The sequence below is a fragment of the Pseudomonas sp. R43(2017) genome (genome assembly GCF_002112345.1).
Lineage (GTDB): Bacteria > Pseudomonadota > Gammaproteobacteria > Pseudomonadales > Pseudomonadaceae > Aquipseudomonas > Aquipseudomonas kribbensis.
Genome location: NZ_NEHJ01000010.1, coordinates 279,954 through 292,275 on the forward strand (window position 1 = coordinate 279,954; position 12,322 = coordinate 292,275).

General features: G+C 62.2%; 15 protein-coding genes and 1 pseudogene. All 16 read left to right on the forward strand.

The window, feature by feature from the left end; all coding sequences use genetic code 11:
• The first annotated feature begins 10 nt into the window (after positions 1 to 10).
• Positions 11 to 772 (forward strand): SurA N-terminal domain-containing protein, encoded by a 762-nt coding sequence (locus CAG02_RS26300; protein ID WP_085712068.1) that lies wholly within the window; start codon positions 11 to 13, stop codon positions 770 to 772.
• Between the two features lie 235 nt (positions 773 to 1,007).
• Positions 1,008 to 1,541, forward strand: a complete 534-nt coding sequence (locus CAG02_RS26305) for a response regulator (RefSeq protein ID WP_085712069.1) — start codon at positions 1,008 to 1,010, stop codon at positions 1,539 to 1,541.
• 83 nt (positions 1,542 to 1,624) lie between these two features.
• Positions 1,625 to 3,331 carry a GspE/PulE family protein gene (locus tag CAG02_RS26310; RefSeq protein ID WP_085712070.1) on the forward strand — a complete coding sequence of 569 codons (1,707 nt, stop codon included), beginning with the start codon at positions 1,625 to 1,627 and terminating at the stop codon, positions 3,329 to 3,331.
• Positions 3,312 to 4,115 (forward strand): hypothetical protein, encoded by an 804-nt coding sequence (locus CAG02_RS26315; protein WP_085712071.1) that lies wholly within the window; start codon positions 3,312 to 3,314, stop codon positions 4,113 to 4,115. The genes CAG02_RS26310 and CAG02_RS26315 overlap by 20 nt, the downstream gene beginning before the upstream one ends.
• Before the next feature lies 1 nt (position 4,116).
• Entirely contained in the window at positions 4,117 to 4,662 is a 546-nt protein-coding gene (locus tag CAG02_RS26320; protein ID WP_085712072.1) for a PilN domain-containing protein, read from the forward strand.
• The gene (locus tag CAG02_RS26325; protein WP_085712073.1) at positions 4,649 to 5,197 is read left to right on the forward strand and encodes a GspMb/PilO family protein; all 549 of its coding nucleotides are present in this window, start codon (positions 4,649 to 4,651) and stop codon (positions 5,195 to 5,197) included. The genes CAG02_RS26320 and CAG02_RS26325 overlap by 14 nt, the downstream gene beginning before the upstream one ends.
• Positions 5,197 to 5,715, forward strand: coding sequence for a hypothetical protein (locus CAG02_RS26330; RefSeq protein WP_085712074.1), 519 nt, complete (start codon positions 5,197 to 5,199; stop codon positions 5,713 to 5,715). Before CAG02_RS26325 ends, CAG02_RS26330 begins: the two co-directional genes overlap by 1 nt.
• Complete coding sequence (locus CAG02_RS26335) at positions 5,712 to 7,559, forward strand: secretin N-terminal domain-containing protein (RefSeq protein ID WP_085712075.1); 1,848 nt, start codon at positions 5,712 to 5,714, stop codon at positions 7,557 to 7,559. The genes CAG02_RS26330 and CAG02_RS26335 overlap by 4 nt, the downstream gene beginning before the upstream one ends.
• 2 nt (positions 7,560 to 7,561) lie before the next feature.
• Positions 7,562 to 8,035 carry a type II secretion system protein gene (locus CAG02_RS26340; protein ID WP_085712076.1) on the forward strand — a complete coding sequence of 158 codons (474 nt, stop codon included), beginning with the start codon at positions 7,562 to 7,564 and terminating at the stop codon, positions 8,033 to 8,035.
• Between the two features lie 5 nt (positions 8,036 to 8,040).
• A complete protein-coding gene (locus tag CAG02_RS26345) occupies positions 8,041 to 8,415 on the forward strand; it encodes a type II secretion system protein (protein ID WP_085712077.1) in 375 nt (124 codons plus the stop codon).
• The gene (locus CAG02_RS26350; protein WP_085712078.1) at positions 8,390 to 8,941 is read left to right on the forward strand and encodes a type II secretion system protein; all 552 of its coding nucleotides are present in this window, start codon (positions 8,390 to 8,392) and stop codon (positions 8,939 to 8,941) included. Before CAG02_RS26345 ends, CAG02_RS26350 begins: the two co-directional genes overlap by 26 nt.
• Positions 8,938 to 9,330 (forward strand): curli production assembly/transport protein CsgE, encoded by a 393-nt coding sequence (gene csgE / locus CAG02_RS26355; RefSeq protein ID WP_085712079.1) that lies wholly within the window; start codon positions 8,938 to 8,940, stop codon positions 9,328 to 9,330. The genes CAG02_RS26350 and csgE overlap by 4 nt, the downstream gene beginning before the upstream one ends.
• The gene (locus tag CAG02_RS26360) at positions 9,327 to 9,758 is read left to right on the forward strand and encodes a curli assembly protein CsgF (RefSeq protein ID WP_085712080.1); all 432 of its coding nucleotides are present in this window, start codon (positions 9,327 to 9,329) and stop codon (positions 9,756 to 9,758) included. The genes csgE and CAG02_RS26360 overlap by 4 nt, the downstream gene beginning before the upstream one ends.
• A gap of 29 nt (positions 9,759 to 9,787) precedes the next feature.
• The gene (locus CAG02_RS26365; RefSeq protein WP_085712081.1) at positions 9,788 to 10,648 is read left to right on the forward strand and encodes a CsgG/HfaB family protein; all 861 of its coding nucleotides are present in this window, start codon (positions 9,788 to 9,790) and stop codon (positions 10,646 to 10,648) included.
• 963 nt (positions 10,649 to 11,611) lie between these two features.
• On the forward strand, positions 11,612 to 11,992 hold the full coding sequence (locus CAG02_RS26370) for a DUF6124 family protein (protein ID WP_085712082.1): 381 nt from the start codon (positions 11,612 to 11,614) through the stop codon (positions 11,990 to 11,992).
• 73 nt (positions 11,993 to 12,065) lie between these two features.
• A pseudogene (locus CAG02_RS30105) lies at positions 12,066 to 12,194 on the forward strand (antitoxin); the annotation flags it as partial.
• Positions 12,195 to 12,322: the final 128 nt, after the last annotated feature.

Below are 12,322 nucleotides of genomic sequence, written 5' to 3' on the forward strand. Positions count from 1 at the left end.
GGCCTTGATCATGAAGCTCAAAAGCGTGTTGTGGCTGCTGGCGTGCTGGTTGCCGATGGCGTTCGCCAATCCGGAACCGGTGGCGGCGCGGGTCAACGGCGAGGTGATTTCCGGGTTTCGTCTGGAACGGTTTTTTGCCGAATACCTGGAAGAGCGGGGTCGCGCCGTCGCGAGCATTCGCAGTCCCAAAGCCTATAAACAACTGCGTCAGGCCGCACTGGACACGCTGATCGACAAGGAATTGCTGTGGCAGGAGGCGCAAAAACGTGGCCTGAAGATTGACGATCAGGCAGTGCAGCAACAGGTCGAGCAGATTCGCGTGGCCATCGGCGGCCGCGATAACTTCTTGCGGCGCTTGCAGGATGCGGGGTTCGACGAAGCCTCGTTCACTGGGTACACCCGTCGCGAACTGGCGGCGCAGCAGATGTTCGCCACGTTGATCCGCGCCAACACCTTGCAGGCACGGCATCTGCTGGTTCGGGTGGCGCCGGACGCCGATGCCGCCACAGACGCGGCGGCGCGTCTACGCTTGATGCAGATGCGCGCCTCCGTGGTCGAGGGCGCCACGTTCGCCAGCGATGCCGTGCGCTCGCCATTCGGCTGGCATTTGATTTATTTGCCGAACCACTTGGAGGCAGCCGATGTCCCAGAGGTGCAGGGGCTTGCAACAGTCCGGGTACAGCGTGCCCGACAGCAACAGGCCCTGGCTCGTCGCCAGGTGCTCGCGCAATTGCGGGCGCAGAACAGGATCGAACGAATTGACGACGATTGAAGGTTCCCCCCCAATAGTGGGGAATGGCTTCGATGCCCATTCAGGTGCTTCCCCGTTTCTGGGGAACGGGGTACCGGGACGAGCGGGCATTGTCATCAAATTCAAGGACATGAAGACATAAATTGACCGGCACTCGGCCTGGCATGAAGTGTGCGTTACCTCTTGCGAGGCACACTCCAGCAGGTTCGGGCAGTTGATGTGAAGAGGCCGGATTTGTAGCTGCAAGGAGTTCACCTTGGTTAACAAAGTACTGGTTGTCGAAGACGAACTGCTGCTTGCACAGAACCTTCAGGATTACCTGTCGGCGCAAGGGCTGGACGTCCGGATTGCACATGACGGCGCAGACGGAATCGGCCAGGCCGAGACCTTCGCTCCCGACGTGCTGGTGTTCGATTACCGCTTGCCCGATATGGAAGGGTTCGAGGTGCTCGACGCGGTCCGCCAGAACAGGACGTGCCATTTCGTGCTGATAACGGGTCACCCGACCGCTGAAGTCTGTGAGCGGGCGCGGCAACTGGGGGTCAGTCACATCCTGTTCAAACCGTTTCCCTTGGCGGAACTGGCCCGAGCTGTCTGCGACCTTCTGGGGATCCAGCGCGAAGCGAAACCCGGTGCGAGCCAATCCGAAGGCTTCGTCGAACGACGCCAGAGCAGGACCGAGAGCTTCCCGTTGCAGTTGTACGATGGCAGTTGGGTGCTGGCGGACCGCCGACGAAACCGGTCGGAGGTCATGGCACCGGACGACGATCAAATGCTCACCGGGGAGTAATGGCGCGATAGACGTTCCGGCACTCGCCGAACCCGCCTCCCGCGCCGTCAGGGCCTCAAGCCCCGGGTGTTGGAGAGCAAGCCATGGAACGTCTGTCCGTTGTCGTCGATGCGTTGCAGCCTGCGTGTGCCCCGACACGCTTCTCCAGTGAACAACTGGCCCAGGCCCGGGCGCGGGCCGGCACTTGCGGGGAACGGGTGCTCGACGCCCTCAATGTCCTTTGCGAACTGGCGCCGATGCCGTTCATTGCCAGCCTCGGCGCCACCCTGCATTACCCGGTGCTCGACACCGACACGCTGTTTCAAGCGACGCCGGTATTCGACCGGGTCACCCTCGCGCAATGCCTCAAACGTGAATTCATCCTGCTGCGGCATAACGATGAAGTCATCGGCGTGTTCGCCGACCCCTTCGATACCGCGCGTCTGGCCTGGATCGACGAATGTCTGCACGGCGCGCCGCTGTATCTGGTGCACGCCGACGACCTCAAGGCCTACCTGGCCCGCCACGAAGAAAGCTTCCACGCCGTCGAATCGCTCAACGCCCAGGCTGATGCCGGCAGCGAGGTCGACACCCTGCAAAGCCTGTCGCTGACCAGCATCAGCGAAGACTCGAGCGTGGTGGTGAAACTGGTCAACTCGACCCTCTACGACGCGTTGAAGATGCACGCCAGCGACATCCACCTCGGCACCACCGGCAATGGTCTGGTGATCAAGTACCGGATCGACGGCGTGCTCAACAACATCAGCAAGATCCAGGGCAGCGAGTTCGCCGAACAGGTGATTTCCCGGGTCAAGGTCATGGCCGAGCTGGACATCGGCGAAAAGCGTGTGCCCCAGGACGGCCGCTTCAAGATCGGCATCAGCGGCCGGCAGATCGACTTCCGGGTGTCGATCATGCCGAGCATCTTCGGCGAAGACGCAGTGCTGCGGGTGCTCGACAAACAGGACCTGGCCGACAAGGTCTGCGGCGTGCAGTTGCAGGCGCTGGGCTTTGAAGACGAAACCCTGCGCCAGCTGCGGCGCCTGGCCGCCGAACCCTACGGTATGGTGCTGGTGACCGGCCCCACCGGTAGCGGCAAGACCACCACGCTGTACGCGATGATCACCGAGATCAACCACGGCGTGGACAAGATCATCACCATCGAAGACCCGGTGGAATATCAGTTGCCGGGCGTGCTGCAAATCCCGGTGAACGAGAAAAAGGGCCTGACCTTCGCCCGTGGCCTGCGTTCGATCCTGCGCCACGACCCGGACAAGATCATGGTCGGCGAGATCCGCGACCCGGACACCGCGCAGATCGCCGTGCAATCGGCACTCACCGGGCACCTCGTCTTCACCACCATCCACGCCAACAACGTGTTCGACGTAATTGGTCGTTTCACCCAAATGGAAATCGACCCCTACAGCCTGGTCTCGGCGCTCAACGCGATTCTCGCCCAGCGCCTGATCCGCCTGGTGTGCAGCCACTGCAGCGCACCGGCCACTCCGAGCGATGAAGAGCTGCGCGCCTCCGGCCTCGACCCGCTCAAGGTCGGCCATTACCACTTCGTCCACGGCAAGGGCTGCGGCCACTGCCGGGGCAGCGGTTATCGCGGGCGCACCGCGATTGCCGAACTGCTGCACCTGGACGACGAACTGCGGCAGATGATCGTCGAGCGCCAACCCATCACCCGGATCAAGGCCCTGGCCTGTTCCCGTGGTTTGCGCCTGTTGCGCGAATCAGCGCTGGAGCTGGTGGAGCACGGTCGGACCACGCTGGAGGAGATCAATCGTGTCACTTTTATCGCGTGATCAATTTATCGCCGTGCTCGGCGCCAGCGGTGTCGGCCTCGGCCAGCGCCGGGGCAGCGAAACCTTGTGGCTGGGCAGCGTCGGCTACATCGACGAAGGCTTCCACAATTACGCGGTGGCGCTGGATACCCTCGACCGCCTGCTCGGCGAACACGCTCGCGCAGGTTCGGAGTTGAGCGTGGTGATCTCCGGGCACTTCAGCCGTTTCTGCCTGGTGCCGTGGAGCGAGCAGATCAGCAGCCCTGAAGAGCTGCGCGGTTTTGCCCAGCTGTGTTTCGAAGACCTGTTTGGCGCACCGACTCAACCCTGGAGTCTGGTGCTGTCAGCCGAGCCGGCCGGTCACGACCGGATCGCCAGTGCCTTGCCGCAGGACTTGCTCGAACGCCTGCGCACGCAGGTCAGCGGTCGTGGGCTGCGTCTGCGTTCGGTGCAGCCGTACCTGATGAGCGCCTTCAACCACTTCGACAAAAGCCTCGATACCGGCGACTTCCTGTTCGTAGTTGCCGAACCACAACGCAGCGTGTTGCTGCTGGCAAGGGAAGGGCGCTGGGCGTCGGTGCGCTCGGTGGGCGGCAGCGACAGTGATGCGGCATTGAACGCGCTGATCGGTCGCGAACGGCAACTGCAAGCCTCGACCAGCGAACGCGCGTTCAACGTTTATCTGCACGCCCCGGCGCGCCTCGATGCACAGCCGGATGTAGCGGGGGTGCACCTGCGCACTCTCGAAGACGACTCGATGACCGTGCGTGACGCCTTGTACGTCATGTCCCGGGCGGTGGCCTGAGATGCGCGCCCTGAATCTCGACTTCCAGCCCCGTCCACGTTCCGGCCCGCTGGGCTGGAGCCTGCTCGGCGGCGGTGTGTTCCTCGCGCTGGTGTGCTTCGGCGTGCAGCAGCACCTCGGCGATCAGGCCCAACAGCAGCAAGGTCACTTGCAGCACACCCAGCGCCAGCTCACCGGCGACAGCGGTGCCAAGACCAGCCTGAGTCCGGCGGAAACCCGCGAGCAGGCGCAGAACCTCGCCGAAATGCGCAAGGTCTCGCAGCAACTGCGCCGCCCTTGGGAGCGCCTGTTCGCCATGCTCGAAAGCATGCCGCGCGATGACATCGCCCTGCTGACCCTGACCCCGGATGCACGCAAAGGGCAGGTGCGGATCAGCGCCGAGGCGCGGGATCTGCAGGCGATGCTGGATTTCCACAAGCGCCTGGAGGCCAGCGACGAGTTGTCCGACGTGTCGCTGCTGAGCCACGAAATCGTCGTCAAATCGCCGGAACAACCGGTGCAATTCAACCTGTCGGCAACCTGGGAGATGGGCGATGCGAATCCCTAGACTGATCGTCCACGAATACCTGCAGGGCCTTGGCGTTCCAGGTCTGGCCGGGTTGGCGCTGCTGCTGATCAGCGTCGCCTGGGCGCTCGGTGGTTTGCTGCCGGGCTGGCAATCGCTGCAACAGCTCAGCCAGCAGACCCAGGAAGCCACCGAATACCTGGCCAAGGTCGAGGACGGCAGCATCGCGCCGCCGGTGGTGCCGCAACGTCAGCTCGATGATTTTCGCAACAAGCTGCCGGCCCAGCCGCAGGCCACCGTCGCCATCGACCGCATCTACGCGTTGGCAGCGCAGGAGCACATCACCCTGGCGCGCGGCGAATACGCGCTCGGCGTCGATCCCAAGACTCATCTGGCGCGCTACCAGATCCTCTTGCCGGTGCGCGGCAGCTACCCGCAACTGCGCCGGTTCCTGCACGCGTTGCTCGGCCAGTTGCCGGCGGTGGTGGTGGAAGACGTCGAGTTTCAACGCAAGAAGATCGCCGACACCGACCTCTCCGGGCGGATCCGTATGACCCTTTACCTGTCGAGGTCGTGATGAACACCAAGCGCGTAACCGGGTGGGTGGCGTTCTTCGGCGTGGCGGCGGCGCTGGCCTGGTTGCCGGAGTATTTTTCGCCGAGCGACGACGCCGATGCCACTGATGTCGCCGTCACGACCCCGGCCAAAGCCACCGCCCGTGGCGCCTTGCCGGCCAGCAGTGCCAAGGCGAGTGCGGCGCCGATCAAGGACCTGAGCCCGGCCGGCGACCTGTTTGCCGCCAAGTCCTGGAAGGCAGCGCCGACTCTGGCCAGCGTCACCGAACAACCCGTCAACCCGACCCCGGTGGTGCAAGCCCCGAGCCTGCCACCGGTGCCGTTCCAGTTCGTCGGCCGCCTGCATGACCGCAGCGACCTGCAAGTGTTTTTGCAGGACGGCGAAAAAATCTACGTCGTGCGCAACGGGGATGTGATCGACGACACCTGGAAGATCGCGGCGATTTCCGACGCGGAACTGAGCCTGGTCTACCTGCCTCTGCATTTGTCGCAGACCTTGTCTGTGGGGAGTACGCAATGAACCGTTCCCGTTTGCTGATGAGCCTTGGCCTGTGCGCCGGGCTGGCCGCGTGCAGTTCCGCGCAGGTTGCCAACAAAGAGGCCGCCGACCTGATCGAGCAGGGTCAGTACGAGGCGGGCCTGGCCCGAATCGAAGAAGGCCTGCGGGAAAATCCACGGGATACCGAGCTGCATCTGGCGCTCAATCAGGGCCGTGCCAAGGCCATCACGGCCTTGCTGACGGCGGCGGACACCGATCGTTCGCGGCGGGACTTCGCCTCGGCGCGCATTGCCTACGCCCGGGTGCTGACCATCGAGCCGAACAATCGCCGCGCCCAGGATGCACTGCGTCAGATCGACTACCTGCGCAGCATGGACGAGAAGCTGGAACTGGCCCGAGGCGACCTGCGCCGGGGCGACATCTACGGCGCCGACCGTCAGGTCAAACAGATCCTCGAACTCGACCCGACCAACGAAGGCGCCGCCGAGCTGCAAGGCAACATTCGCCTGGTGCAGAGCCGCAACGTGGTCCAGTACCCGCAACTGCGCACCCGGCTCGATCGCCCGGTGACCCTGGAATTTCGCGACGCCAATCTCAAGACCATTTTCGAAGTGCTGTCCCAGGTCGCCGGGTTGAATTTCATCTTCGACAAAGACCTGCGCCCGGACATGAAAGCCACGATCTTCGTGCGTGACGTGCGCATCGAAGACGCAGTGGCCCTGCTGCTGCAACAGAACCAGTTGCACCAGAAAGTGGTGAACGAAAACACCTTGCTGATCTACCCGGACTCGCCTCAGAAGCTCAAGGACTATCAAGAGCTGGTGATGCGCACTTTTTACCTGACCAGCATCGACGCCAACACCGCGCTGAACATGATCAAGACCATGCTCAAGACCCGCGACGTGTTCGTCGACGAACGCCTGAACACCCTGACCATGCGCGACACCGAAGACGCGATCCGCATGGCGGAAAAACTCCTGCAATCCCAGGACCAGTCCAACCCCGAAGTGGTGCTGGAAGTGGAAGTGATGGAGGTCGCCCGCCAGCGCATTCTCGACCTCGGGCTGCAGTGGCCTAACACCTTCGGCGTGCTCAACAGCAATGGTCAGCCGGCGTCGGTGCTCGATCAACTGAAGGGCATCAACTCCAGCCGTATCTCCATTTCGCCGGCGCCCCAGGCCAAGATCAACGCCGCCGACAAGGATATCAACACCCTGGCCAGTCCGGTGATCCGTGTCAGCAACCGTGAACAGGCGCGCATCCACATCGGTCAGCGCGTGCCGATCATCAGTGCCACTTCGGTGCCGTCGACCCAGGGCCCGGTGATCACTGAAAGCGTGACCTATCTCGATGTCGGTCTGAAGCTGGAAGTGCAGCCGACCGTGCACCTGAACAACGAAGTGGCGATCAAGGTCGCGCTGGAGGTCAGCAACGCCACATCGCTGGAGCCGACCCGCCAGGGCACCATTCCGGTCCAGGTCGACACCCGCAACGCCCAGACCACGTTGCGCCTGCACGATGGCGAAACCCAGATCCTCGCCGGGCTGGTGCGCAACGACCATGGCAGCACCGGTAACAAGATTCCTGGCCTGGGTGACATTCCCGGTCTGGGCCGCTTGTTCGGCAGCAACCGCGACGACGTCAGCAAATCGGAGCTGGTGCTGTCGATCACGCCACGGATCGTGCGCAATCTGCCGTACCAGAGCCCGTCGGACATGGAGTTCCCCACCGGCACCGAAACCAGCATGCATATCCAGGCGCCGGATCGTTCGCAGAACTACGCGATGCCAACGCCTGCCGCGCAGCCTCGCGCCATCGGTGATGCCGCCGTGGCAACCACCCGTGTAACCGTCGAGAAGCCTTGATCATGAACGCCTCCCAGCGTGGTTTTACCTTGATCGAAGTCGTGGTGACCCTGGCCCTGATCGGCCTGCTGGCCGGCATGGCCGCGCCGCTGACCGAGACCCTGGTGCGGCGTGGCAAAGAGCAGGAACTGCGCACCGCGCTGTATCAGATTCGCGATGGCATCGACGCCTACAAGCGTGCCTTCGATGCCGGCTACATCGAGAAATCGCTGAACAGCAGCGGCTACCCGCCGAACCTGAAAGTGCTGGTCGAAGGCGTGCGCGACGTTCGCAGCGCCAAGGGTGCCAAGTTCTACTTTCTGCGCCGGATACCCCGTGATCCGCTGGTGCCGGCCAAACGTGACGACAACGGCGGTTGGGGCCTGCGGGCCTACGACAGTTCGGCCCAGAACCCGCGCGATGGCGAGGACGTGTTTGACGTCTACTCCCACGCCAGGGGCCGTGGCCTCAACGGCATCGCTTACCGCGAGTGGTGAATCTCATGGGCCGGCAAAAGGGTTTTACCTTGCTCGAGCTGATGGTGGTGATGGCGATCATCGCAACCCTGATGACCATCGCACTGCCGCGCTACTTCAACAGCCTGGAAGCGTCGAAGGAAACCACCCTGCGCCAGAGCCTGTCGGCCATGCGTGAGGCACTGGATCACTACTACGGCGACACCGGGCGCTATCCCGATTCCATCGAACAATTGGTTGAGCTGCGCTACCTGCGCAACGCGCCGCTGGACCCGATCACCGAGCGCAAAGACCAGTGGGTGCTGATCGCGCCGCCGGACGGCGTGGCGGGTGGCGTGGCCGACATCAAGAGCGGAGCTACCGGGAGGGCGCGTGATGGCAGCCAGTATTCCGAGTGGTAAGCGCGCGGAGCAGGGCGGGTTCACCTACCTGGGCGTGCTGTTCCTGATCGTGATCATGGGCATGGGGCTGGCCAGTGCGGGCGAGTTGTGGTCGACGGTTTCGCGCCGTGATCGCGAGAAGCAACTGCTGTGGGTCGGCACTCAATACGCCCAGGCGCTGCGCAGCTACTACCGCAGTTCGCCGGGGCTGGCGCAGTACCCGAAAGACCTGGCTGACCTGCTGCAGGACGAACGTTTTCCTGAGCCACGGCATCACCTGCGCCAGCTCTACCCGGACCCGATTGGCGGCGGCGAATGGGCGCTGCAACGGGGCTTCGACGGGCGCATCACCGGGATCAACAGCCCGTCCACCGAGGTGCCGTTGAAGCAGGCGGACTTCCCGTCGCAATGGTCGGATTTCGAAGGCATGCAGCGTTATTCGGACTGGCAGTTCGTCGCCGAAAAAGCCTTTCTCGATGGCACCGGCCCTGGCAACGGAACCCCGGTCAAAGGCCAGTCGGCCCTGCCGCAGGCGTTACAGCCATGAGCCGTCAGTGGTGGTGCGCGTTGATCCTCACTGTTGTGGCGTGCTGCGCGTGCGCCGCCGAGGAAGACGAAATGATGGGCTTCATCGTCGACGACACGATCTCGCACATCGGCCACGACTTTTACTACTCGTTCAGCGAACGCCTGCGCGACACCAGCCCGATGGATTTCAACCTGGTGGTGCGCGAGCGCCCCGACGCGCGCTGGGGCAGCCTGGTGACCGTGGAATATCAGCAACGCCTGGTGTATCGGCGCTTCCTGCCGCCGAACACCGTGGAACTGAAGGACGAGGCCTACGAGGCCGCCGACTCGGTTCGACTGGAGGTGGTCCGGCGCAAGCTGGAAGCCTTGTTGCAGGACACCACCGACCTTGAGAAGGACGAATTATGAAAACGACAACGTTCTCACGGCACCGCGGATTGTGGATCCCGGGGTTGTTGATCGGGCTCGCCGGCGCTGCCACCGTCCAGGCCACCGAACTGGTCTACACGCCGGTCAACCCGTCGTTCGGCGGCAACCCGCTCAACGGCACCTGGCTGCTCAACAACGCCCAGGCGCAAAACGATTTCGACGATCCCGATTTGAAGAAACGTTCGACTGTGGCCGGCACTTCGGCGCTCGAACGTTTCACCAGCCAATTGCAGTCGCGGCTGCTGGGGCAACTGCTGGACAACATCTCCACTGGCAATACGGGGAGCCTGTCCACTGACTCTTTCATCGTCAACGTCATCGACGACTCCGGGGCACTGAGCATTCAAGTGACCGACCGAGCGAGCGGTGAGGTTTCGGAAATTCAGGTGAACGGCCTCAACCCATGACGGGATGACGGTTCCGGGGAGTGCAGGACATGAAAAAAATAATAGCGCTAGGGCTGATGTTGGCGGCATTGCAAGGGTGTGGTCTGCGCGAGCCGATGCCGGCCGAGCAGGACACCGACACTCCGACCCTGACCCCCAGGGCCTCGACCTACTACGACTTGCTGAAAATGCCGCGACCCAAGGGCCGCTTGATGGCGGTGGTGTACGGCTTCCGTGACCAGACCGGGCAGTACAAACCGACCCCGGCCAGTTCGTTTTCCACCAGCGTCACCCAGGGCGCGGCGTCGATGTTGATGGACGCCTTGCAGGCCAGCGGCTGGTTTGTGGTGCTGGAGCGGGAAGGGCTGCAGAACCTGCTGACCGAACGCAAGATCATTCGCGCGTCGCAGAAGAAGCCGAATACGCCGGTGAACATCCAGGCGGAGCTGCCGCCGTTGCAGGCGGCGAACATGATGCTCGAGGGCGGGATCATCGCTTACGACACCAACGTACGTAGCGGCGGGGAAGGGGCGCGGTATCTGGGGATTGATCTGTCCCGTGAGTACCGGGTGGATCAGGTGACCGTCAACTTGCGGGCGGTGGATGTTCGTAGTGGGCAGGTGCTGGCGAATGTGATGACCAGCAAGACGATCTACTCGGTGGCGCGCAGTGCCGGGGTGTTCAAGTTTATCGAGTTCAAGAAGTTGCTTGAGGCTGAGGCGGGGTATACGACCAATGAGCCGGCTCAGTTGTGTGTGTTGTCGGCGATCGAGGCGGCGGTGGGGCATTTGCTGGCGCAGGGGATTGAGCGGCGGTTGTGGCAGGTTGCCGGGGATAATTCTTCGCCTGCTGCGGATGAGACTTTGAATCGGTATTTGACTCAGAACAGGGTGGATCCTGAGTCGGAGTGAACGTGGCGGCCTTAGGGCCGACCAGGTTCTTTTGGGGTTGTGTGTATATCCGTTTTTTTTGGTGTTGCCACTGGCGGTTTCGCTCTTACAGCGACTCCCTTTGGCAAACGCCCCAAAGGAAGCAAAGGTCTGGGCCCCGGCGTTCGGCCCCTCGCTGGGGCTCGGGGTTCCTTCGCTCCGGGATTCATCCGGGGGCATCGCCTCCGGTTTGCTTCGCTGCACCTCCTCTCGATGTGTTCGACTTCGTCGAACGGCGCTGCGCGCCAACCCCCGGATAAATCCCTCCACTCAGCCTGCCGAAGGGGCCGACACGTCAAAAGCGGTACTTGAGCTAACGCTCATCGTGTTGAGTGGGGCGGCTTCGCCGCGGGTTGTCGTGGTAGTTGTTGATGTTGTTCCTGTCGCTCTTGTTGTTGTTGTTGTTGTTGTTGGTGGTGGTGGTGGTGGTGGTGGTGGTGGTGGTGGTTTGAGCAGACGTATGTGTTTTTAAAACCCGAGTGCAACTCGGTATTTCACGTCGGCGTCCCTCTCCCAAACAACTCCGTCAGTCCCCTCTCCCTCCGGGAGAGGGCTAGAGTGAGGGCGCTCTTGATCTTCCGCTTGGATTGATCGTTCCCACGCTCTGCGTTCCAGTCTCGAATGTTTAAAAGTTGTGTCTGTTTTAACGATCCTTCCCACAAGGTTTTCAGGTTGTCCGTCGGAAGCGCGGGCTCTAGCCTGTTTTGGTCGCTGCCAATTCAGCGATCGGGCATGGAAACCCGCGTAACAACAGAGCGCACAAGCGCCATTCATAACGTATCCTGCGCACCTTCATGGTGTGCACTTTGTTATGGCGGCTGTGCGTAGGAGACCTCGTGTCTGCCGGGTTGCTCTGTCCCGGGTTTCCAGCCTGCGTACAGCTGCCACCTATTCGCTTGGAAACCGAATAGGGCCAGCTATAACCGTCATACAGGGTAAAAAATCATGAAGAAACCAACACCCAACCCACCCGAAACCCAAGCCAGTCCCGAAATCGACCCAACCTCCCCATACACCTCAATCAACTCGAAAAAATTCCACGAAGCCGCCGAACGCGCACTGGACCATTACCTCTGCCCCGGCGCCCACATCATGGGCAGCGTCAACGAACCCGCCCCGATGTACCTCGCCAACCCGGCTTATAACACCGAATCCCTGCTCGCCAACGCCTGCGAGTCCCTGGGCTCCGCCAGCGAAATGCTCAACAACTTCGCCGCCAGTCTCGACCCCGCCCACCGCAAGACTGCGCTGGGTATCGCGCAGATCCTCATGTTGAGTGAGCTGGCCGTAAATCAGGCCTTGGATCACGTCGAGCTGAAGGACTGATCAAGCACCGTCCCCAATAAAAAACGCGACCCGGCAATGGGGTCGCGTTTTTCACATTCAAATTGGAGTCACCATGGATTCCCTGATCTCCACAGTCATTTCAGACTTCGAAAGCGAAGAGCAGGCCGCCAGCTACGACCGCTGGTTGATTGCCAACGTACAGGCTTCAATCGATGACCCACGACCCAGCATTCCGAATGAGTAGGTGATGGCTGAAATGTCGGCCCTGATGGAGGAAAAACGAAGAAAGCATGAGACGGAATGAGGCTTCTCGCAGCGGCAGCAAGAAAAACCGCGCTCCCTGACAGGCGCGCGGTTTTTGTTTGGGGC